Annotated in this window: 20 protein-coding genes; 3 read left to right on the forward strand and 17 right to left on the reverse strand. The window is 54.3% G+C overall.

Going from position 1 to position 21,171, the window contains the following annotated elements:
* Positions 1-7: 7 nt before the first annotated feature.
* From ABLU88_RS09460 to ttrS, 3 genes are all read right to left on the reverse strand, one after another.
* A complete protein-coding gene (locus ABLU88_RS09460; protein WP_348836396.1) occupies positions 8-1,066 on the reverse strand; it encodes a YncE family protein in 1,059 nt (352 codons plus the stop codon).
* A gap of 170 nt (positions 1,067-1,236) precedes the next feature.
* A complete protein-coding gene (gene ttrR / locus ABLU88_RS09465) occupies positions 1,237-1,824 on the reverse strand; it encodes a tetrathionate respiration response regulator TtrR (RefSeq protein ID WP_014229406.1) in 588 nt (195 codons plus the stop codon).
* Complete coding sequence (gene ttrS / locus ABLU88_RS09470; RefSeq protein WP_348836397.1) at positions 1,799-3,571, reverse strand: tetrathionate respiration histidine kinase TtrS; 1,773 nt, start codon at positions 3,569-3,571, stop codon at positions 1,799-1,801. The genes ttrR and ttrS overlap by 26 nt, the downstream gene beginning before the upstream one ends.
* Before the next feature lie 177 nt (positions 3,572-3,748).
* Here ttrS and ttrB point away from each other — a divergent pair, with 177 nt between their 5' ends.
* From ttrB to ttrA, 3 genes are read left to right on the forward strand one after another with little or no spacing between them, the layout of a single operon-like run.
* The gene (ttrB, locus tag ABLU88_RS09475) at positions 3,749-4,477 is read left to right on the forward strand and encodes a tetrathionate reductase subunit TtrB (RefSeq protein WP_025106318.1); all 729 of its coding nucleotides are present in this window, start codon (positions 3,749-3,751) and stop codon (positions 4,475-4,477) included.
* Positions 4,478-5,500: a tetrathionate reductase subunit TtrC gene (gene ttrC, locus ABLU88_RS09480; RefSeq protein WP_025106317.1), complete on the forward strand. Its 1,023-nt coding sequence runs from the start codon at positions 4,478-4,480 to the stop codon at positions 5,498-5,500.
* Positions 5,493-8,558: a tetrathionate reductase subunit TtrA gene (ttrA, locus tag ABLU88_RS09485; protein WP_348836398.1), complete on the forward strand. Its 3,066-nt coding sequence runs from the start codon at positions 5,493-5,495 to the stop codon at positions 8,556-8,558. The genes ttrC and ttrA overlap by 8 nt, the downstream gene beginning before the upstream one ends.
* A 59-nt stretch (positions 8,559-8,617) precedes the next feature.
* Here the strand turns inward: ttrA and ABLU88_RS09490 are convergent, their stop codons facing one another.
* The 14 genes from ABLU88_RS09490 to ABLU88_RS09555 form a co-directional block, all read right to left on the reverse strand.
* The gene (locus ABLU88_RS09490; RefSeq protein ID WP_048262843.1) at positions 8,618-9,472 is read right to left on the reverse strand and encodes a hypothetical protein; all 855 of its coding nucleotides are present in this window, start codon (positions 9,470-9,472) and stop codon (positions 8,618-8,620) included.
* A gap of 27 nt (positions 9,473-9,499) precedes the next feature.
* Complete coding sequence (locus ABLU88_RS09495) at positions 9,500-10,000, reverse strand: fimbrial protein (RefSeq protein WP_025106314.1); 501 nt, start codon at positions 9,998-10,000, stop codon at positions 9,500-9,502.
* Between the two features lie 18 nt (positions 10,001-10,018).
* Positions 10,019-10,504 (reverse strand): fimbrial protein, encoded by a 486-nt coding sequence (locus ABLU88_RS09500; protein WP_025106313.1) that lies wholly within the window; start codon positions 10,502-10,504, stop codon positions 10,019-10,021.
* 20 nt (positions 10,505-10,524) lie between these two features.
* Entirely contained in the window at positions 10,525-11,052 is a 528-nt protein-coding gene (locus ABLU88_RS09505; RefSeq protein ID WP_064378023.1) for a fimbrial protein, read from the reverse strand.
* A gap of 1 nt (position 11,053) precedes the next feature.
* Positions 11,054-11,809 (reverse strand): fimbria/pilus periplasmic chaperone, encoded by a 756-nt coding sequence (locus ABLU88_RS09510; RefSeq protein WP_046877952.1) that lies wholly within the window; start codon positions 11,807-11,809, stop codon positions 11,054-11,056.
* Between the two features lie 209 nt (positions 11,810-12,018).
* The gene (locus ABLU88_RS09515) at positions 12,019-12,993 is read right to left on the reverse strand and encodes a LuxR C-terminal-related transcriptional regulator (RefSeq protein WP_025106310.1); all 975 of its coding nucleotides are present in this window, start codon (positions 12,991-12,993) and stop codon (positions 12,019-12,021) included.
* A gap of 136 nt (positions 12,994-13,129) precedes the next feature.
* On the reverse strand, positions 13,130-14,452 hold the full coding sequence (locus ABLU88_RS09520) for an FKBP-type peptidyl-prolyl cis-trans isomerase N-terminal domain-containing protein (RefSeq protein ID WP_224226061.1): 1,323 nt from the start codon (positions 14,450-14,452) through the stop codon (positions 13,130-13,132).
* A gap of 32 nt (positions 14,453-14,484) precedes the next feature.
* Positions 14,485-14,874 (reverse strand): hypothetical protein, encoded by a 390-nt coding sequence (locus tag ABLU88_RS09525; RefSeq protein ID WP_025106308.1) that lies wholly within the window; start codon positions 14,872-14,874, stop codon positions 14,485-14,487.
* A 184-nt stretch (positions 14,875-15,058) separates the two neighbouring features.
* Positions 15,059-15,586 (reverse strand): fimbrial protein, encoded by a 528-nt coding sequence (locus ABLU88_RS09530; protein ID WP_025106307.1) that lies wholly within the window; start codon positions 15,584-15,586, stop codon positions 15,059-15,061.
* Positions 15,586-16,134 carry a type 1 fimbrial protein gene (locus ABLU88_RS09535; RefSeq protein WP_224328029.1) on the reverse strand — a complete coding sequence of 183 codons (549 nt, stop codon included), beginning with the start codon at positions 16,132-16,134 and terminating at the stop codon, positions 15,586-15,588. Before ABLU88_RS09535 ends, ABLU88_RS09530 begins: the two co-directional genes overlap by 1 nt.
* A gap of 77 nt (positions 16,135-16,211) precedes the next feature.
* Positions 16,212-16,946 carry a fimbria/pilus periplasmic chaperone gene (locus tag ABLU88_RS09540; protein ID WP_148851933.1) on the reverse strand — a complete coding sequence of 245 codons (735 nt, stop codon included), beginning with the start codon at positions 16,944-16,946 and terminating at the stop codon, positions 16,212-16,214.
* Positions 16,947-16,965: 19 nt separating this feature from the next.
* On the reverse strand, positions 16,966-19,467 hold the full coding sequence (locus tag ABLU88_RS09545; RefSeq protein WP_048262851.1) for a fimbria/pilus outer membrane usher protein: 2,502 nt from the start codon (positions 19,465-19,467) through the stop codon (positions 16,966-16,968).
* Between the two features lie 106 nt (positions 19,468-19,573).
* Positions 19,574-20,107: a fimbrial protein gene (locus ABLU88_RS09550; protein ID WP_025106303.1), complete on the reverse strand. Its 534-nt coding sequence runs from the start codon at positions 20,105-20,107 to the stop codon at positions 19,574-19,576.
* A gap of 67 nt (positions 20,108-20,174) precedes the next feature.
* Positions 20,175-20,720 (reverse strand): fimbrial protein, encoded by a 546-nt coding sequence (locus ABLU88_RS09555; RefSeq protein WP_025106302.1) that lies wholly within the window; start codon positions 20,718-20,720, stop codon positions 20,175-20,177.
* Between the last annotated feature and the right edge of the window lie 451 nt (positions 20,721-21,171).

Below are 21,171 nucleotides of genomic sequence, written 5' to 3' on the forward strand. Positions count from 1 at the left end.
AAAGTCCTTAGAATTGAGTGAGATCGATCTTGAGAACGTAGTCAGGCCGATCGCTTTTTTCGTCCTGTTTGACGCTGGCGTAAAGCGTTCCGCCATCCGCAGAAAGGACCAGGCTGTTGGGCATCGCCGCCGTTTTGAGGGTGTGCTTGAGACGATGGGTTCGCGCATCGATGACGCTAATCGAGCGATCGTTGCGATGGGTCACGTAGATTTCTTCGCGCTTGGCGTTATAGAGCACAGCGACCGAGTTTGGCGAAGCGATACGATCGACCAGCTTGCCGGAGTCCAGCCGCACCACCAGCACATCGCGGGTGTTGGTATCGGCGATATATCCAACTCCGGCGGCGCTGTTCAGGGCGATATTGAGGAAATAGTGCTCAGCGTCAGCCGGATCGACCTTCACGCGGGAAATTAACGTCGACGTTTTGCCGTCCAGGGTAGCCAACTCCCCGTTGCCGGTGACCGCATAGACTTTTTCGCCCGATGCATCAACGGCAAACCCTACGGGGTCGATGTTCTTCAGCGTGTCAATCAGCTGCTGCTTGCGGGTATCGACCACCCAGAGCAGGCCCTGGCCTTTGCGCCCGATCCCTGACACATACAAACGCTGGTTTAGCTTATCCAGCACCACTTCGCGGACGTGGGCCTGTTTCGCAGGATCTGAATCATCGCTGAGCTGAATAGTGTTAATCACCTTATTGGTCAGCGCATCCAGAAGCGTTAGCGAGCCATCCAGCGCGTTACCCAAATACAGGATGTGATTTTCTTCATCCAGGGAGAGCGCGAAGGCGCGGCGTTCGGTAACGATTTTCTCATCAATCCGCAGAGAATCCGCCGCCAGTCGAAAGACCAGTCCCGCGGTTTTATCTTTATCAAACGAGGGCGCGGAGGCGGCGTAGAGCGTCTTCTGGCCGTTATCATAGGCCAGCTCGTAAACGCCGTGGCCGAGAGCCTGAGCGTGGAATTCCCGCTCGGTGAAATCCTTAGCCGAGGCGGAGGGAGCATGCAGGGAAAACGAAATGACCAGCGCGAGGCGCGCGGCCTGCTTCAGGGATGCGGTAGACATGTAATTTTTCTTTACAGTAGCTTACGGAATGCAAACACTAATGAAAATAAATATCATTTGCAATTGCATTCATCTCCATCTTCCCTACCAATTTTTGTGTTCTGATATTAACCGCCGTTTTTTGTTCCCGCCGGGAGCTCTCCACGCTTCATTCATCGGAATCATTAAAATCACGCGATAATCGGCTGTAAGATGCTGACTAACTCCGCCAGACTCCCCGCCTGCATCTTTTCCATCACCCTCGCCCGATGGACCTCCACCGTGCGTACGGCAATGTTCATTATCTCCGCAATCTCCCGATTCATCAGCCCTTTCACCACCAGCAGCGCAAGCTCCCGCTCTTTGGGCGTTAGCTGCTGATAGCAGTCCACGTTCTTTTGCCGCGCAAACCGCTCGCCTGAGGCCGCCAGGCCGTGTTCCAGCGCCGTTTGTAGCGGCTTCACCGACACCGGCTTTTGCAGAAAATCCACCGCGCCGCGTTTCATCTGTTCTACCGCCATAGGTACGTCGCCATGTCCGGTCAGAAAAACCACCGCCAGGGTGCTGCCGCGCTGACGCAGCGCCTCATGTACTGCCTGACCGTCCAGCGCCGGCATCCGCATATCCAGCAGGACAACGCCGGTCCGGAAGAGATCGGCCTGCGCGAGGAAGACGCCCCCCTCTGCCCAGCACATCACCTCGTAGCCCAGGCTTTCCAGTAAAAAAGCACATGCCTGGGTCACCGCCAGGTCGTCATCCAGTAGATGAATTATCGCCATTGCCGCTCCGCGCTCCTTGTTGCATGAATGTCAGTTCCACGGCGACACCGGGTCGTCCATCGGGCGCCGTTTGATTTGCCAGGCTTATTTCCCCCCGGACATAGCGGACCAGCCGCTGACAGATAACCAGCCCAAGCCCCATCCCCTCTTGTCGACTGGTCACAAACGGCTGGAATGCCTGAGCAAGCTGCGCCCCGGCGATACCACCGCCGTTATCCTGCAGGACGATCTTCACGCCTCCGGCATCGCGAACGGCATCAATCCACAGCATCTTCGCCCCGGCCTGCGCCGCATTGAGGATCAGATTCGCCAGCACCTGTTCAAGCAGAACCGGCGGTAAGACGAGCGTTAACGGGCGATCGACATCGCTGTTGAGCAACAGCCCGGGAAACTGCTGCGGCATTCGCAGCCACTGCCAGACATGGTCAATAGCCTGACGAACGCTGATACGTTCCCAGTTCTCCGCTCGTCCTGGCTCCCCGTGCGCCTGGCTGACCCAATGGCGCAGATTGCGCAGCGTTTCCGCCCCGCGCTGAGCCTGTTGATCGATGTGGCCCAGCGCGGGCAGTAAGGGATGCTGCGGATCCTGTTTCTGCAAACGGATCGTACAACCCTGCGCATAGTGGCGGATGGCCGACAGCGGCTGATTTAACTCGTGGGCAAAGCCTGAGGTCATCTCACCCAATACGCTCATCTGTCTTGCCGTTTGCAGCGCCAGCTCCTGCTCGCGCAGCCGGATAGCGTTGCGTTCAAGCTGCCTGCCGCGCCGCCGCACCAGCAGCATCACCCAGATATAATTCAGCGTCAGCAACAGCAGCGTCAGCCCGATGCCGCCCATGATTAACCGGTGCTGGATAAGCCAGTTTTTCACCTCCAGCCATAGCCGTCGCTGCTGAGGGTGCTGTTGAACTTCGCTCAGCAACGCTTCCACCTGACGGGTCGAAGCGGGCGCGCCCCAGTGAAAGACGGCGTTATCCGGGGCATTGAGCAAGGCGCGGGTCACGCGATCCGCCAGCGCGTCGCTCACCGCCGGCAGCGCGGCAAACGACCAGTCGGGATACAGCGGGGTACTGGTTAAACAAGGTATCGCCGCCAGCCCCTCGATGACCGCGGTAAAATCGGCTTTATTTACCAGTCCCTCATCAGCCATTTTTTCCAGCAGGCACACCGGAACAATCGCCGCCTGCACTGCCCGTTCACGCAGCAGATAGATCAGCGCATCCGCGGGGAATCCGCTAAAACGCAGATGCAGATCGCGTTCCGGCCGCAGCCCGGCATCGCTCAGCGCCTTGTATCCCAATAAATAGCCGCCGAAGGCCTGAGGATCGATGGCCCCTACCGTTTTGCCGATCAGGTCGGCCGGCGACGAAATACCGCTGTCGCGACGAGTCAAAATGACGCTGCCGATAACGTTGCTTGTCCCGAGTGAAGAGCGCAAAGAGGCCAGCCAGCGCAGCGAAGAATGACTATTCAGCTGGACAAACTGCGCCGGATTGGTCACCACAAACTGCACCGAGCCGTTATTGACCGCCTCCTGCATCTGCTGCAGATCGAGCGGCTGAATATGGAACTGCTGATCCGTAAGCTGCTGATTGAGCATCACCTCCAGCGGCTGCCAGTGGCTGCGGGTTAAGACCTCGCCGCGCATGGCCAGAACGCCGATATTCCACGACGCCGCCCACCCGCTGCTGTTCAGCAGGAGCGCCGTCACCAGCAGCGCCAGACGCTGCACCTTTTTCGCTCTCACCCGATTATCCCTGTTCATTATGTTGTTTTAGATCAACAACCCGCCGGGTATGTGGTTAACCACAATAGAGCTGACCCCGCCGCGATTTTTACACTGTAAATCATCAACATTGTTTATTCATCACATGCAAAACAATGACGTGACAAATGTTTCGTTATTGCTGCGCGAGGGAAAAATATGGACAGCAGTAAACGACAGTTTCTGGCGCAGCTGGGCGTTCTCACCGCCGGCGCGTCTCTGGTGCCGCTGGCGGAGGCGAAATTTCCCTTTTCGCCGGCCCGCCGCGAAGGCGCCTCCGGTCATCGCTATGCCATGCTGGTTGACCTGCGACGCTGCATCGGCTGCCAGGCCTGCACCGTCAGTTGCGCAATCGAAAATCAGACGCCGCAGGGGGCGTTTCGTACTCACGTCAATCAGTATCAGGTGCAGTTGGGCGATCGGGTCACCAACGTCCTGCTACCGCGGCTGTGCAACCATTGTGATAACCCGCCCTGCGTGCCGGTCTGCCCGGTGCAGGCCACCTTTCAGCGCCAGGATGGCATTGTGGTGGTGGATAACACCCGCTGCGTCGGCTGCGCCTACTGCGTCCAGGCCTGCCCCTATGACGCGCGTTTTATCAACCATGAGACACAAACCGCCGATAAGTGCACCTTCTGCGTTCATCGCCTGGAAGCCGGGCTGCTCCCCGCCTGCGTCGAGTCCTGCGTCGGCGGCGCGCGGATCGTCGGCGATATCCAGGACCGTCAAAGCCGTATCTCGCAGACGCTCGCCCTGCACCATGACGCCATCAAGGTGCTGAAGCCGGAAAACGGTACCGTCCCCCACGTTTTCTATCTCGGACTGGACGAGGCGTTTGTTACTCCGCTGATGGGACATGCCCAACCCGCGCTCTGGCAGGAGGTATGAATGAGCCAAACCATGATCATTGAGGAAGTGCTGGCCCGTCCGCAGGAGGTGAGCTGGCTACCGTGGGCGGTGCAGTATTTCTTTTTCATCGGCATTGCCGCCTGCGCGGCGCTGTTTGGCTGCCTGCTTCACTGGCGCAAAAGACACGATGCGAAGCTGGAACGGCTGACGCTGCTGATTGCTCTGACCTGCGCGATTACCGCGCCGCTGGCGCTGACGGCGGACCTGCATCAAACCGCCCGCTTCTGGCACTTTTACGCCTATCCCACGCCCTGGTCGTGGATGCCTTGGGGGGCGCTGTTTCTGCCGCTATTCACCCTCTTTCTGGGCCTGTGGTTTGCGGTACGGCAGTTAGGTCTGCTGCGCAATAGAAGTGACAGCGTCACAAAATGGCTGGCGCTGGCCAGCGCGCTTACCGCGACGGGGCTGCTGCTTTACACCGGACGCGAAGTCTCCGTGGTTCAGGCCCGCCCGGTCTGGTTCAGCTACGCCTTTGTGCTGGCGATGTTCTTTAGCGCGCTGCAAACCTTTTTCGCCCTGCTGATTGTCGCGGTACGCAATGATTTTCAATGCCAAAGGCAGTTGGCGATATGGCAGCTCTCAGCGCTTATGCTGCTGGCCGTCATCGTGGCGATCTGGGTCAGCGGTGATACCCTTTCCGGCTCGGCTATTCGTCAGTGGCTGGTCATTTCGCCTTCAGCTCGTCATTACGCGATCGGCTGGCTGGCATGCTGGCTTATTTCATTGATCTTTTGCGCGCTTGCCCTGCGTTATCCACTGACGCTGCCCGTTCGTGCCCTGCTGGCCGTCAGCGCCATGGCGCTGAGCTGGCTGATGCGCTGGACGCTGCTGATTCAGGGGCAAACCATCCCCAAATTTAATGCCCAGTTTAATCCCTATACCCTGCCGGTCGGTACCGACGGCTGGCTCGCTATCCTTGGCACCTTCGGCCTGTGGATTGCGCTGCTCATTATTGTCCGTGAAACCGTAAACGGACTCGCAAGGAGAAGGCAACATGGCTAATTTAATCCGTCGTCAGTGGCTCAAAGTCGGCCTCGCCGCAGGCGGTCTGGCGTCTTTCGCCCTGAGCTATCGCGAGGTGGCAAAGCGCGCCCTTGACGGCCTGCTCAGCGGTACATCCGGTAAAGTGACCCGCGATCGTATTTTCGCTAATGCGCTGATCCCGGAAGCCAATGCAAATACCGGCTGGCAACAAAATCCTCGGCAGGTTATCTCGATGACCCAATGTTTTGGCTGCTGGACGCAGTGCGGCGTTCGGGTGCGGGTGGATAGCGAGAAAGGCCAGGTACTGCGCATTGCCGGCAACCCTTATCACCCGCTTTCTCATGAGCACCACCTCAACTCTTCCATTCCTTTTTCAACCGCCATGGCGCAGCTGGCGGGTGAAAGCGGACTTGATGCCCGCTCTACCGCCTGCGCGCGCGGCGCCACGCAGCTCGAGGGACTCTATAGCCCGCTGCGGCTCCTTGAGCCGATGAAGCGCGCGGGTAAACGCGGCGAAGGGAAATGGCAGCGCATCAGCTTTGAACAACTGGTGAAAGAGGTGGTTGAAGGCGGCGATCTGTTTGGCGAGGGGCACGTTGATGGTCTGCGCGCGATTCACGATCCGATCGCCCCCGTTGACCCCCGGCATCCGGGATTCGGCCCAAAAACCAACCAGCTACTGGTCACCAACACCAGCGACGACGGGCGCGATACCTTTTTACGCCGTTTTGCGCTGAACAGCTTCGGCAGTAAAAACTTCGGCGCACATGGTTCCTACTGCGGGCTGGCCTATCGCGCGGGCTCCGGCGCCTTAATGGGCGATCTGGATAAAAACCCGCACGTGAAGCCCGACTGGGATAACGTTGAGTTCGCCCTGTTTATGGGAACGTCGCCCGCCCAGTCAGGCAACCCCTTTAAACGCCAGGCCAGGCAGCTCGCCAGCGCCCGCCTGCGCAATGACTTTCAGTATGTGGTGGTCGCGCCGGCGCTGCCGCTCACCACGGTGATGGCAGACGATCGCGGGCACTGGCTGCCGGTGATCCCCGGGAGCGATTCGGCGCTGGCAATGGCGATGATTCGCTGGATTATCGAAAACCGGCGCTACAACGCCGATTACCTGGCGCTACCGGGCGCGCAAGCGATGCGGCAGGCCGCCGAAAAGAGCTGGACCAATGCGACCCACCTGGTCATCACCGATGACCAGCCGGAGCTGGCCGGACAGCATTTAACCCTTGCTCATCTGAATGCGGAGGGAGCCAGCGAACCGGTGGTGGTTAACGAAAGCGGTGACGTTGTCGCCGCCAGCGGCTGCCCGCGCGGCGCGCTCTTTGTAACGCGCCAGCTAACCCTGCCGGACGGGCTCAGCGTGACGGTCAAAAGCGGCTTCCAGCTGCTGAAAGAGTCCGCTGAAAAGCTCACCCTGGCACAGTACAGCCAGCAGTGCGGCGTCGCGGAAGATAAGATCGCGGCGCTGGCGGATGCCTTTACCCGTCATGGTCGTAAAGCCGCGGTCATTACCCACGGCGGCATGATGGCCGGCAACGGATTTTACAGCGCCTGGGCGGTCATGATGCTTAATGCGCTAATCGGTAATCTCAGCCTGGAAGGCGGCGTGTTTGTCGGCGGCGGCAAATTCAACGGCGCGACAGACGGCCCGCGTTACAACCTGGAGAGCTTTGCCGGTAAAGTGAAGCCGAAAGGGCTCAGCATCGCGCGCAGCAAAACCGCGTATGAATCCTCCGAAGAGTATCGCAGCAAGGCGGCGGCGGGCGTCTCCCCCTATCCGGCCAGAGCCCCGTGGTATCCGTTCGTCGCCGGACAGCTGACCGAGCTGCTGACCTCGGCGCTCGAAGGCTACCCCTATCCGCTGAAAGCGTGGATTTCCAATATGACCAACCCGCTGTATGGCGTGCCCGGGCTACGCGCGGTTGCGGAAGAGAAACTAAAGGATCCGCAGCGGCTGCCGCTGTTTATCGCCATTGACGCCTTTATGAATGAAACCACCGCTCTGGCCGACTATATCGTTCCGGATACGCATAATTTCGAAAGCTGGGGATTCAGCGCGCCGTGGGCCGGCGTCGCCAGTAAGGCCACCACCGCCCGCTGGCCGGTCGTCCCTGCCGCCACCGCAAAAACCGCTGACGGTGAGCCAGCGTCAATGGAAGCATTTTGCATTGCGGTGGCGAAGCGTCTTAATCTGCCAGGATTTGGCGAAAACGCCATTACCGATGCTCAGGGTAACCGCTATCCACTCCACCGGGCTGAGGACTATTACCTGCGCATGGCCGCGAACATTGCGTTTCTGGGTAACGCGCCGGTTGCCGAAGCCATTAGCGAGGATCTGACGCTGACCGGGGTGCAGCGTATTCTGCCGGTTATCAACCAGACCCTGAAAGCGGACGAAGTGAGCCGGGTAGCCTTTGTCTACTCCCGCGGCGGGCGCTTCGCGCCGGACACAATCGGTCGAGCGGAGAATCGCGTCGGTCAATTGTGGGAAAAACCGCTGCAAATATGGAACGCGGAGGTTGCCGCCCACCGCCACGCCATCACCGGCGAGCGCTACAGCGGCTGCCCGGCATGGTATCCGGCCAGATTGTCCGACGGACGCGCTGTCGAAGCGCTTTTCCCGCGACAGCAGTGGCCGCTGAAGCTGATCTCGTTTAAATCCAATACCATGGCCAGCGCCTCGACGGTGATCCCGCGCCTGCATCACCTTAAGCCGACCAATCTGGTGGCGCTGAATCCGCTGGACGGCCAGCGCTACGGCCTGGCGCACGGCGACCGCGTACGAATTTCCACGCCCGGCGGCCAGGCTGAAGCCGTCATTAGCCTGTTAAGTGGCGTGATGCCCGGCGTCATCGCGATTGAACACGGCTACGGGCATCGCGAAATGGGCGCGGCGCGGCACATCCTCGACGGTGAGCCCATGCCGTTCGCGGCGCAGATTAAAGCCGGCATTAACCTTAACGATTTGGGATTTGCCGACCCAACCCGCGAGGTGAGCAATACCTGGCTGGACTGGGTCTCCGGCGCGGCGGTGCGTCAGGGGCTGCCGGCAAGGATTGAGCGGGTGTAGACCGCTTCGGTACGTACAGGGTTGTGCTCCTTAGCGTACCGGTATCGAGGCGGCCATGATTAGTTATAAACCACCATCATCACGCCGGTTCCGTTGAAGGCGCCGGTCGAGGTTGGCGTCCCAGCCAGCGTTCCTCTTAACCGTAGCGAGGACTGAGAGCCGGAGTAGGTGGTATTACCCGGCGCTGAGTTAGCTGCCCCAAGTCCCAGATTGGCACGCATGCCGTTGCTGAGCGGGATATAGGTATTGCCTGTTTGTAGCTTTAACACATAGCTCACCGAGGAAGACGTGCAGGAAACGCCCACCGTACTATCAGCCGTTTTGCCCGCCGCCTGGTCAAGCATTAGCGTACCGAAACTTAGCGTTACCTGAGGCACAGACATGGCGCACCACTCGTTTAGCGGTGGCGCCGTCATGCAGTTTATACCGCTACCGGCTCCCGGCGGATAAACAAGGTCGGAAAAATTAAAGTTACCATTAGCTTCACGAAGCGTGTATCCAAAGCAGACGGTGGAAGAGCCTCCCACGACACTGTAATTTCGGATGGAAATTTGATTTCTGACGCTATCGACGCTCGCGTTAAGCACTTCTCGCCAGGTTCCCTTATACGGGACGCCGGGCGGAGGATAACTCGTGGCAACATCCGATGTCCCCCAAAAGTCGCCATTCGCAGTCAGCGCGTTTGCAACCAAAAGCCCGCCATTACTGCCTAAGTTCGCTGGTGTATCCAGGCTGACGCTACCTGAACTCACGGTAATATCACCTGTGGTGATAATCCACTCAGTACCCGTACCGAAAGGGACCAACCTTACTGCGGTGACCGTTTTCCACCGATAGTTTTCACCGTACACGGGTACAGAAACCGGCACGATCATGGCTGCCGCTAAGGCTGCCTGAAATAGCTTTTTCTTCACCTGCACTCTCCTGTGCATAAAATAGCGTTACTGGTATTCGGCCCGCAGGGTTGCGGTGGCGCTAAATAATCCTTCCACCAACTCCACCCCGTTGCGCTGAACAAGGAGAGCTTCAATACTCGGCAGCGTCACGCTATTGATGTTGATGGCCTCGCCCAGCTTAAACGGCTGGCCGTTCTGGTAGATTTTCACGCCAAGATTGGCCTGCTCAGGGGTCACCACGGTGGCATTGTCGGCATCAAACCCGGCCGCGTTACCGCGTACGCTAAGCCGCAGCTGCCATGCAAGGGTGCTGTCTTCACATTTCAGGGTTAGTGGAACGGTTTCACGGTATTTTCCCTCCACGATTTTTTTTATTCGGACATCACCGAAATCCACATACACAGGGCCGCCTTCGCTTATTGAGCAAGCCGGTGGCGTCACCAGAGTGCCGATAAACTCGAGGTTTTCCGGGTCTGCCGCCTGAAGAGATGACGTCATCATCAGGCCGACCAACAGCAAGGGGGCATATCCGCTCAATTTCATCATGTTGTTTCCCTGCGCCATTTACTGATACTCCACGACCAGCGAAGCCATGACCCTGAACGGCCCACCGCTCAGAGTCACTCCGCTTTGTTTGATGGGGGCGGCGTAAAGCTTGGGGATATTGGGGTCGGTGAAATTTAGCCAGGTGCCAACGTTAAGGCGGGTATCACCATTGTACAGGGCGATGCCCAGCCCGCTTTGACCTCCCGCCAGCGCCGTGCTGTCAAAGCTTGCCGCTGTCCCCGTTATGCGCACTTTCTGTTTTGACGATACCGCCATGGAGCAATCTAAATCGAAATCAATCAGCTTCCGGTATTGCGTCCCGTCGATACGGGTGGTCATCACCTCGTTGCCAAAGTTGACGGTGATAACGTTATTGTTATGTACCACGCACGGAGGCGCTTCTATTAAGGTGCCGCTAAAGTTAACCGTTGCGTCGGCCAGCGCGCTGGTGCCAAAGCACAACGTAAGGGGAAGCACCAGGCCACGCAGATTTATGGGGGTCACTATGTCTCTCTCCTCTCGCGTCACTGGTAGTCAATGACCATGGTGCCTGTGCCGAAAAACGGACCTGCGGTAAGCGTGGCGTTATTCTGAGCCACGGGTACGGCCCACAGCCTGGGTTTATTGGCTGTGCCATTGAAGTTGACATAATTGCCGGGAGTCATGAGCGTGGTGCCGGCACTTCCGCTGTACAGCCGTATGCCCAGGCCCCCTTTACTGGTCAACAAAAGACCGCTGCCAAAACTCGCCAGAGCCCCTCGAATCGTCAGTTTGAGGGCATTACTGTTCAGGCCAGTACAGGTGAGACCATATTGAATCTCTTTCTTATAATTCACTCCGTCTACCAGACGAGTAATCAGATCATCACCAAACTTCACGTCTACGGTGTTGTTACCGTCAATAACGCACTGCGGCCCATCGATCAGGGTGCCGTTGACGGTGATAGTGGTGGTATCTCCTTCAGCGGCCTTCGCCTGTCCGCCGGAAAAAAGCAGTAAGGCTCCAGCCATCATCAGATACGCTCGGGATGTTATTGAGTGTTGGCGCGTCATATCAGCCTTCCTTTGGTAGTGCCACTTTTCCCGCACGGCATAGCGTCCCGGTGCAGGTAAACGGTAATAATCGCGCGCTGCCATAATCATTAATAAACATCAGCGTCGGATTATTTCCCAACCGCAAGGTGGGTAGCGTCAGCGCCGCTTTATCTTTTGGAGAAACCATCACGGGCTCGAAATCGTCCAGTGCTTTTCCGTTCAGGCTGTCACGCGCTTCAACAAATGAAAAATGGTACGGTGTCGGATTATTAACCTCATAGCGGTCCCCCTTACGAGCGAGGGTCAGCGTTTCTACGCCGGGCACCGCATCAAGCAGGGGATCCACCTTAATCCCCTTTGGTCGCCAGAACACTTTCATTCGCGTCTGCATAGCCAGCATCAGAACGTTAGGCTTGTCGGATTTTGGCGGGATCTCGCGTAAGTTAAGCCAGAATACGCTTTCTCTGTCGTTGGGCAGTGAAGAGGCATCCGCAACCTGCTGTACCCTGATCATCGTTCTACCGTCGGGCTCAATACGCTGTACGGGCGGTAAAATCATCAGAGGGCCGTTTATTTTTTCTTCTTTCTCGTTTTCCATCCACCCCTGGGCGAGATAGGGATCCTGCGTATTATTATTTTTCACGCTCAATCCGACAGATTTCTCCCCTTCATTGAAAATAACCCGGGAGCGTTCCACAGATAATGCAGCCTGAGCTGAATGCTGGCTTCCGGTAAACAGTAGAATACCCAGAAAAGACGTTAATTTAAGTTTCATACTTTCACCTGTCGTATCACTTACAGGACCAGAGTTATTTCATCTAGCAGATAATTTACATTTTATGTCTATCTGTACATATGCGTTTTTAAGGGGGAGATCCATTTTCAGAAATGGCATGATGAACATTCCTAAATTTGCACCCCACCCATTATTAATATTCATTTTCGTCCCTGCTTATTAGCCGAGACAGTTGTCCTGGACAAGAATTAACTTGCCAGCTTCCAGCGGAGAGTATGACTTCTCCCTTTTCCGGTTTTGATACTGATCACTTTACCGTTTGATTCCATCTGGCATAATAAATAACGCATGCTGTAGATACTGATATCCATCTCATTGGCTATTTCTCGCGTTGTCAGCCATACCTCATCATCCAGTTCGCTTTTTCGTAACCGTTTTTTGGTCAAGCGTTTTATACTTTGTAAAGCTCGCTCTTTATCATCGAGCTGTCTCTCCATATCACCGGACAACGTGGTTTTCCATATTAGCTGATCTTCATCCGCATCACGTTCGTGATTATTAACAACCTCAGCATATTTATCAGAAACCGATTTGGTACCCAGCCACGAAACGAAATCACTGTATCTGGTGATATTGACTTTCCGCATAATCGAGCGTCGATAGCCACTGAGCGCCTTAATACTACAGCCCATTTTGCGAGAAATTTCATCGTGGCCTAAGCCCTGGCTCAAATAGCCTAGCATTAGCTGTTCACGCCATGTCAACTGGTAGGGACCAGGACATTTATTACAATTTGGTTTACGTAAGTCAGGAGGCCCGCACATGAGATCGGCGAAAAACAGCATGAACAGTTTGCGCCGGATGGTCGCCACTGAGTTCCTCATCGCGAGAACTGAACTAACAACCGGGCAATGAAAGTTTTTATCATAGTGTTCACTACGTGGATAAACGCTTAACCACTTTTTCTTGAGGAGCTTAAATTTATAGTCATTGTGGGCGCGAAATCGTTGACAATCGACCCAGTCAAAGGCTTTTTCCCCAGGAGATTGCACTTGCACAATGAGATCGGCTTCCTGCAATTTTTTGACTAAGGATACGGTAATATTGCCGCTAAACTCATCCTCAAATAACTCCTCAAGGAGAAAGACCACCCCCTGAGAAAAATAATTATTCTCAGTTGCCACATAAACCGGCAAATAGGTACCTCTGGTGTCATCCATCATATTTTCTCCTCTTTCCCGAACAATTAATATCTCTACATAAATAAACACTAAAATAATTATACAATTGATGCCCCACTCACTCTCTCGGCCATGCGAGCTATATTTTAAAAGTAACGTAAATTTTTACTTAAATTATTTACATTGCATGCAATTCAATTACCCGGATGCGCCAATGTTCAATATAATTCCCGTATTTTCGAGGATCGCCATACTCATCAACCTTAACGGCTAACTCTGCTTCACCATGAAGACGAATATCCTTCACCACAATCTGAAGCCATTCAGGAAGATCGGACAACTTTTCCTGTAATACCAGACCCGTCAGATCGGTGTCCGCAATCACGGTACCATCTGACAGACGGCGATTGACCGAAATGGTTAGCGCCGCTTCAGAGTGCTCATCCTCGAACAGCGGCTCACCCGCATGGATGACTTTATACCAGGCCTGCTCACCCGCAGTTTGTATGCCCTCCTCCCGGCGAAATTTCTCCAGCCATGCGTTATCCCGCGCTTCCTTTTGCTGCTTGATCTTGTGCATCGCAACCTCGACTCGCTGATTGGCGCGGTTAAGATGGCGCTCAAATTCCTCCTGAGATAACCGGCGTTCGCCGCGTATCGTTTCGCTAATGCCGGCCAGAAAGGCCGCCTTATCAACATGAACATCTTGTTCATTCCGCTGTTCGAGTACGCCCAAAATGTCAAACCCCATCGCCATCCCGGCGGCAAAATCGGCCAGTTCATCGTCGGTTGCCGGCAGTGCGGGATGCTGTGCTTGCTTAAGGCTCGATTGCAATTTTCTGGTTACTACTTGCCACTGCGCATTTTTCTCTTCCAGCTGATTGGCACGCACGGTGAGCGCCTGGAGCTCCTGTTGTTGCTTGCCATTGTTCTCCATTGCCGCGGCGAGCTGTTCAGAAGCCGCCTGGAGGGTAACGAACTGCTGCTGTACTTCACGGTGTCGCAAAGCGAGTTGAGCCTTCAATCTCTCTACCTCATTGCGCGATAGCTGGAAATTTTCGCGTAAATCAATCTCTGCGGGACTCAGTGACGCATGTTGCCTTAACGCCTTAAACCAGCGCCCCAAAATCTGGGGATCGGGTAAAGAGGGATTCTTACTGGCCCCAGCCACTAACTTGTCCCGGTCTTCCGCTACCGTTGGCGCCTGCTTATCCGTCGGTTTAGAAGGCGTAATCGCAGGTGATGTCATTCGCTTATCGGCGGCAACAGCCGGTGGTACTCTTTTTTTTCTTGTTGCCGCCGGAGGCGGAGCTTTAGATTTCTCACCGGGCAGCGATCGCTGTACAGCAGATTTTTGACGCGGCGCAGAAGATTTGTCTTCCTCCGCTTGTGGCTGAGACGGGGATGTAATGGCTTTATTTTCATCATTGCGTGACGTCCATTCACGAGCATAGTTCAACACATCCGCCCGTGAAGATGAAATCAAAACGATACCCATCATCAGGACCAAAACGTTCCCTGCTCTACGATCCATTAAATATTCTCACCCGTTGGCTTCACGGCGAGGCTATTGAGCATTTCGGCGCGGACCTCCGAGCATAATTTTACCGCCTGAAACTTATACAAAGCGTCAATGGCATTACGCGTTTCAGGATTAACGGAACTTCGTACGTTGGTATAGCCGGAAGCGCCGAGCATCACTCGCTCAAAGCGAGACTTGAGCTCGACATGTTTAATAGGGTTAATCGACTCCAGCGCCCTGAGTTCTTTTTCGCACTGCACCATATCCAACTCCCCGTCTGAAGTCGTGGGGGGATCCACGGATTCCATGGAAGAGGTAACCTGTGACGGAATGTTTTTTGCGACGCAACCCGTTAAAAATGTACCTGCGATGATCGCTGCTATACATCCTGATTTAAACATTATTTAATGCACTCCAGTATATGACTTATTAATGTCTTCTTTCCTGAAAATAAAGCAACAGGAAGCAAGCAGATTCTTATAAAGAACATTCAAATGGTTATTTGACCCATGAATAAATAGCAGCCCAGAAAAGTTAACCAACTGACATTTTGCGTAAAGCAGTAATAACTAATCAGCCCGGGTTTTAATCATATTCCAGAAGAAAAGTGGTGACGCATTCAAAATCTCCCTCTCTGACCAGATGATGTACTGGTGCGGAAATAAAGGCCTGAAAATTTAAAAAAGTATCTCCCGCCTTCAATGCTGCCGGCCGCATAGGGACATTGGGTTTTACCGGCGTACCGTTCTCATCTTCCAGCGCAATGGCAATACCACTCGCCGTTCCGCTGACGGCGAATAGCCCTGGCTGAGCGCTATCCTCAGTTCCCATAAAGGTTACGGTCACCGTGTCGCCCAGCGAGAGATCGCACTCCGTCAACCAGATTGAAAAACGCTCGCGTTCGCTGCGGGGATATTTCATAAATGTCTTAGAAGGCACGTTACGAAAATCGACAATCTGATCTTCCGAATCCACGTGTAATTCACAAGGGTCGGCAATCAGATTCCCGGAGAAATGAACGTCAGTATCGGCATGAGTGACCGACACACCAGCCAGCAAAAGCAGCAGAGGAAAGCTTGCCAGGCTGAGTACGCGCACGATATTTTTTTTCATTATTCGTACTCCAGGCCGATATTCACCACGCTGCGCCATTCATTAGCCATCAGCGGCGCGGGAAGACGCCATAGCTGAGCCTGCACCACCAAATCGTTGCGTCCCGGATAGAGAATCTGCGGTCGACTCTGGATCGCGGGTCGTAAGAGTTCTCCCTGTCGGTCGCTAAGGCGCAACGCGACCCCTTCTACGCCACCATGCACCCGGAAAAAGCGGTCATCCATCGGTTCTGCTTCCCCATAGATAGTCAGTCTTACCGCAGACTGTCCGTTTAACATCGTGGCGCCGCGCATCATTTGGCGATCGCGCATAAACGAGTATTCTCCCGGGCAACGATCTAATTTGATGTACACCAGTACTGATGGCGTAACGCTACCCGGCCGTTCCAGTCCCCAGGCAACGGTGCTGCCCAAATCGATCTCTTGTTCTGCCGACTCAGGCAGCAGCGCGCACGGTGACGCAACAAGCGTTCCGCTTGCGCGAATGCCGCCATTCAGGCCATCGGTATCCCAGTTAGCGGCGCTCGCCGCGGAAACGACTCCAGCCATCAAAAGCCACAACATGAGGGCGGTATGACCAAATCCTTGTTTCATCAGGCTTCTCCTGTGTTCAGCTTCGGCGTCCATCAGCTTGCCGGGGTATCCGCAGCCTGGCAGATGTTACCGCTGCAGCTAAACCGCAGGGTTGGCTTACCGCCGAAGTCGTTAATCGTGGTGACATGCGGCACGGTATAGTGCGCGCTATTGACCATCGAGGTGGACTTCGGCGGTACCATCACCGTTTGAAATCCGCTGGCCACCGCCACTTTCGGCGCAGCGGTAATCCCGATCACCGTCAAGTAATAGGGCGTCGGGTTTTCTACCCGATAACCGCCGTTCACTTTATGCAGCACCAGTTGGTTATCCCAGCGGCTATACTTCTCCGGCAGAATGGCTTTGGGGCGATAGAACAATTTTATTTTGGTGTGTAACGCCAGCTGCATCACGTTGGGTCGCTCGCTTTTTGGCGGCACCTCGCGCACGTTGAAATAAAAAATGCTCTCTCTGTCCTGAGGTAACATCGCGGCATCCGGCATGGCGTTGATACGCATCATGCTCTTCCCTTTCGCCTCAAGACGCTGCAGCGGCGGAACAACCACCAGAGGACCGCTGATTTTCTTCCCGTGTTCATCCTCAATCCATCCCTGCGCCAGGTACGGCATTGACGTACTGTCGTTAGTAATACTCAGGGAAATGCTCTTTTCCGAACCGGGGAAAATCGCCCGCGTTCTGTCCAGCGCAATCGCTGCCCCGGCTTCGTTAACCAGACCTGCCGCCAGGCTTGCCAGCACTATCGTCATCGCTATCTTTTTGCTTTTCATTACATCACCATTCACTTTCTCAGCCGCGAGTGACCGGCTTGCACGGCAGCAATAGCTGCTGTGCAGGGATAACCCGTGGCAGTACGACTTCACACTGAGCGGAACCACTCCAGTGCACGGTTAAGCGTTCATCCGGATTTACGCCGGTCAACCAGGCCAGTCCGCTGTCGCTGACCATCCCCAGTTCGCGATCTTTTGCGTTATGTACCGTGGCGCCGAATGGCGGATGGCGCCCATCTTCCTGGCTGAGGATGGCCACGACCTTAGAGCCTTTCAGCACATCAAAACGACGGAACCCGATGGCCCCTTCAGTCAGGGCGAGTTCAACAACCGGCGTTCCGCCAGACTCGACATCGTCTGGCAGACGATTAACGTCAATCTCAGCGCGGGTTCGATAGTAATTTGGCACCCCAGGGATTACCGCGATGCCAAAAGCATTGGTATGGCCCTGAAAGCCCACCGGAACACCGCTTACCCCATCAGTACTGACCATCAGACGAGTCCCACCCTGTACCCCACCAGGGTGCAGCGCCACGCCTTCAGCGGTCGCGGTCATACCGCCGCTGGCGGAAATACCAAACGAGGAGTACTGGCTTTGCGCCCAGTTAAAGTTGGTGGTGACATCCGCCATATTGCCCAGGTGCGAGTAGTACCCGCTCATCTGGCTGCGAGTTCCTTCCCCACCGCCGACGCTGTTGCCGGCGTTGATGCTGTAATAGTCGTTGTTATCCAGCCTTTGGCTCCAGCTGGCATTTTGTGTATAGCGGTCGCGGCTCATGCTGCCGTTATAGCCAACGGTTCCCGATCCAAACGGCATCGTCAGTGAGATATAGGCGCTGTCGTCCTTACGCCCGTTAAATTCACTGCGGGCGGCGTTGAGGGACAACGACAGATGCCGCCAGTCGCCGAGGTCAAAATATTTATTCAGCGACACGCTGTAGCGATCGGTTGCCGGGCGGTTCCAGTAAGTCTGATGCGACCAGTTGATGTGCGTCGACAGGCGCAGGTCTGCGAAATTTTTGGTCGCCTGGAGGGTATAAAGCTCTTTGCTATTCCCGACGTAGCCTTCCCGATAGCGCATATCCAGATATTCACCCATGGTGAGATAGTTGCGCTCAGAAAAACGGTAGCCGGCAAACGTCACTTCACTGTTGATTTCATCAAAACGTTTGGAGTAGCTCAGGCGCCAGGATCGCCCTTGCCTGTTTTTATCATCCGGGAAACGCGCGCTGGCATGAGTCACGTCAGCAGAAAGTGTCCCGAAGGCGTTCATATCACGACCCGCCCCCACCGCCAGGCTGTTGTAGTCCTGGGAAAAAATGCCACCTCCGTACAGTGACCACGCGTTGGTAAGCCCCCACGAGAGCTCACCTGTGGCGAAGTATGGTCCCTGAGTGCTGTGGTTATAATCGCGCGGACGACCGGTGGTCATTTTATAACGCAGCTGGCCGGGGCGCGTTAGATAAGGAACCTGAGCCGTTTCAACCGAGAATGTCTGCACGGAGCCATCCTGCTCTTCAACGCGAACATCCAGACGTCCGGTCAGGGCGCTGTTGAGTTCCTGAATACGAAACGGGCCAGCGGCAACCGTCGTTTCATAGATGACTCGACCCTGTTGGCTGACCGTCACTTTGGCGTTGGTACGGGCAATGCCGGAGACTTCAGGCGCGTAGCCTCGAAGTTTAGGCGGCAGCTGGCTTTCATCGCTCGCCAGCGACAAACCGGTATAGCGCCAGGAGTCAAAGAGATCGGAAGAGAGATAATCCTCACCAACGGTGAGTTTCGACATCATTCCAGGTAACGCGCGATAGGCGTAGAAACGACTCCAGTCAAAATTACGTGAATTTTTATCCGCGCGTCCGGTCGTATTGTAATAGCTCCCCTGATAATCCCCCCTCAGGCGCCAGGCACCCAGGTTAACGCCTGTTGTACCGCTGATACTGGCACTCTGGCTCTGATTACCCTGACGAGGCCAGGTGACGTTGGTATTCAGGTTATAGTCAACCAACATCCCGGGGATGCCCTCTTCCCAGCGGGAAACAGGCAGCCACGAAGCATCCTGATATTCCAGCCAGGCCTGGGGGACCGCAATTTGCAGGGAAGATTCTGACAGATCGCCGCGCAGGACGACGCCTTCAAGAGCGGAAAAATCAGCGCAACGCCCCTCGTCGAGCCACTTAATCATGTTGAGCGCGTCATCCCGCAGACCGAGAAGTTCGACCTGCGCAGGCGTCAGACAGGTTTCTACAACCACCCCATCGTCACGGGTTCTTTCAATAAAAGAAATTTCCTGGTCAGAAATACCGTGCTCATTTAAACGCATGCTGAGCGTATAGGTTCCGGGCATAATATAGCCGGCCCGGGAAAAGCGTGATAAGTCGATATTTTCCCGGTCTTCCGAGTCCAGAATATCAATATTAAATTCTACCGCCACTACCGGTGATGTAGAACCCAAAATGGCAATAGCAATGTAAATACCCAGACGTCGCAGGTAAAAAGCTGGTGGTCTGCTTTTTTTCATTTTTTAAAATCCGTTTATTGCCTGGTAGAATTCACCGGCGGGAAGCGTCAATCCCGGAAATAATTTAGATGAGAGGCTCATCTGTTTTTATCATTCATATTTCCCGCTACTGATAGGTCACCATGAAACGAATAATTCCGTACCAGTCGCCTTCTGACAACGTTTTTCCACCGCGCACTAACGATAATAAATAACGTAATTCATTATTTTCATTTTGGATCATGACGGCAGGCATCGGTATTCCATCACGCGCCACATCGCCAGCCTGATTGTGGATACGCAGTCCAAGCCCCTGCGCCTCGCCATTGACTTTAAAAATATCCGGGCGGAATATCTCCGTTTCGCCACTAAAGGTAATATTTACGCTTTGCCATAAACCGCCGCGAATCCGTTCCAGTGAGCAATTCACCAGCCGAACCGCAAAAGGTTTGATGACCGCTTTGCCTTCCTGATTAAGATCGCTATACGAGATCACGCCGAATGGAATCTCCTGCCAGATATCGTCGGTATGAATAGAACAGGCCGACTCCTGAATTTGACCATTCATTGTAACCAGGCCCCGCCCCTGGTCGGATGCCTGAGACAGCGGTGATATGCCTAATAACAAACTCAACATCAGAGAACGCGATATATTTACCATGACTGTGCTCCTGAATATCGGGCTGCAAATGCAGCCCGAATAAAGCTACATGAGAACAGGACTCACCTTATTCATAAGCCAGGGTAAAGTTGGTCACTGCTTCAAAATCACCCGGAGTGACGTTGGTTACGGTAGAGATTTTTTCGAGGTAAGCGCTGAAGTTTAGGGTATTGTCGCCAATGCCCAGGCCGCGACCGCTAGTAGGTACCAATAAAGTCACGGGTTGACCAGAACCATCTTCAATACGCACGCCGGCGCCAGCGGCCTGACCGGAAATAGCCAACATGGTCATATCTCCTGGGACATTACCGCCAGCAAAGGTCACTTTAACGGTGTTATACATCGGGTCGCCGTTTGAATCCTTCTCGAAGGAGCAGTTTTCCAGCTCGATGTCGAACGGACGAGGAGTGGAAATACCGCCGTTATCTAAATGAGTATTGGAAATCTGACCCAGTTCAATACGCTGATCGCCGTAACCATTTTTGATTGAGCATGGTGCATCAATAATGGAACCCCAGAAAGTCACCTTGCCGCTTCCCTGATCGGCCTGAGCTGCGAAAGAGGCGACACCCATAGTGAGAACAACAGCAGATGCAATTTTGCTAATTTTCATAATACATTCCGTTATATTAAAAGTTACTGGATAACCATCCTGGAAATAACATCAGAAGATAATAACGCATATTTATGCTGACAAAATACCGCTATATCCTCTTGAGTTATGTGTATTCCTGACAGCGAAATCATACTAACTTGAAAAATCTTACAATTGAACATATGCATCTACCAAATGGGTAATTACGAGCTAATAATTTCATTAAAAAATAATTTGCAGGATAAAATCTCGCAAAAGCAGCTTAATGCGACAATGTATGTAAAAATATTACCAATAATTTAAAAAAATATATTCACAACTTAAAAAATTTCATCGACAGCATCACGCAATTAAAAAAACCATGTATTTCATACAATTGCAAAAGATCGATGCGCTTGTGGAATATTAGGACTCATCCGTAAGAAAATTCCTAATACATATTGTAGGAAGCGAAGTTTAAAAGCTGAAA

The sequence above is a fragment of the Klebsiella sp. GW_Kp182 genome (assembly GCF_040062275.1).
Classification (GTDB): domain Bacteria; phylum Pseudomonadota; class Gammaproteobacteria; order Enterobacterales; family Enterobacteriaceae; genus Klebsiella; species Klebsiella michiganensis.

Coding starts and splice junctions, on each gene's coding strand:
- ttrB (WP_025106318.1), top strand. CDS start 3,749: ATGGACAGCAGTAAACGACAGTTTCTGGCGCAGCTGGGCGTTCTCACC.
- ttrC (WP_025106317.1), top strand. CDS start 4,478: ATGAGCCAAACCATGATCATTGAGGAAGTGCTGGCCCGTCCGCAGGAG.
- ABLU88_RS09535 (WP_224328029.1), bottom strand. CDS start 16,134: ATGGCTGGAGTCGTTTCCGCGGCGAGCGCCGCTAACTGGGATACCGAT.
- ABLU88_RS09495 (WP_025106314.1), bottom strand. CDS start 10,000: ATGATGAAATTGAGCGGATATGCCCCCTTGCTGTTGGTCGGCCTGATG.
- ABLU88_RS09550 (WP_025106303.1), bottom strand. CDS start 20,107: ATGGTAAATATATCGCGTTCTCTGATGTTGAGTTTGTTATTAGGCATA.
- ABLU88_RS09510 (WP_046877952.1), bottom strand. CDS start 11,809: ATGAAACTTAAATTAACGTCTTTTCTGGGTATTCTACTGTTTACCGGA.
- ttrR (WP_014229406.1), bottom strand. CDS start 1,824: ATGGCGATAATTCATCTACTGGATGACGACCTGGCGGTGACCCAGGCA.
- ABLU88_RS09530 (WP_025106307.1), bottom strand. CDS start 15,586: ATGAAAAAAAATATCGTGCGCGTACTCAGCCTGGCAAGCTTTCCTCTG.
- ABLU88_RS09545 (WP_048262851.1), bottom strand. CDS start 19,467: ATGAAAAAAAGCAGACCACCAGCTTTTTACCTGCGACGTCTGGGTATT.
- ABLU88_RS09505 (WP_064378023.1), bottom strand. CDS start 11,052: ATGACGCGCCAACACTCAATAACATCCCGAGCGTATCTGATGATGGCT.
- ABLU88_RS09555 (WP_025106302.1), bottom strand. CDS start 20,720: ATGAAAATTAGCAAAATTGCATCTGCTGTTGTTCTCACTATGGGTGTC.
- ABLU88_RS09460 (WP_348836396.1), bottom strand. CDS start 1,066: ATGTCTACCGCATCCCTGAAGCAGGCCGCGCGCCTCGCGCTGGTCATT.
- ttrA (WP_348836398.1), top strand. CDS start 5,493: ATGGCTAATTTAATCCGTCGTCAGTGGCTCAAAGTCGGCCTCGCCGCA.
- ABLU88_RS09515 (WP_025106310.1), bottom strand. CDS start 12,993: ATGATGGATGACACCAGAGGTACCTATTTGCCGGTTTATGTGGCAACT.
- ABLU88_RS09520 (WP_224226061.1), bottom strand. CDS start 14,452: ATGATGGGTATCGTTTTGATTTCATCTTCACGGGCGGATGTGTTGAAC.
- ABLU88_RS09540 (WP_148851933.1), bottom strand. CDS start 16,946: ATGAAAAGCAAAAAGATAGCGATGACGATAGTGCTGGCAAGCCTGGCG.
- ABLU88_RS09525 (WP_025106308.1), bottom strand. CDS start 14,874: ATGTTTAAATCAGGATGTATAGCAGCGATCATCGCAGGTACATTTTTA.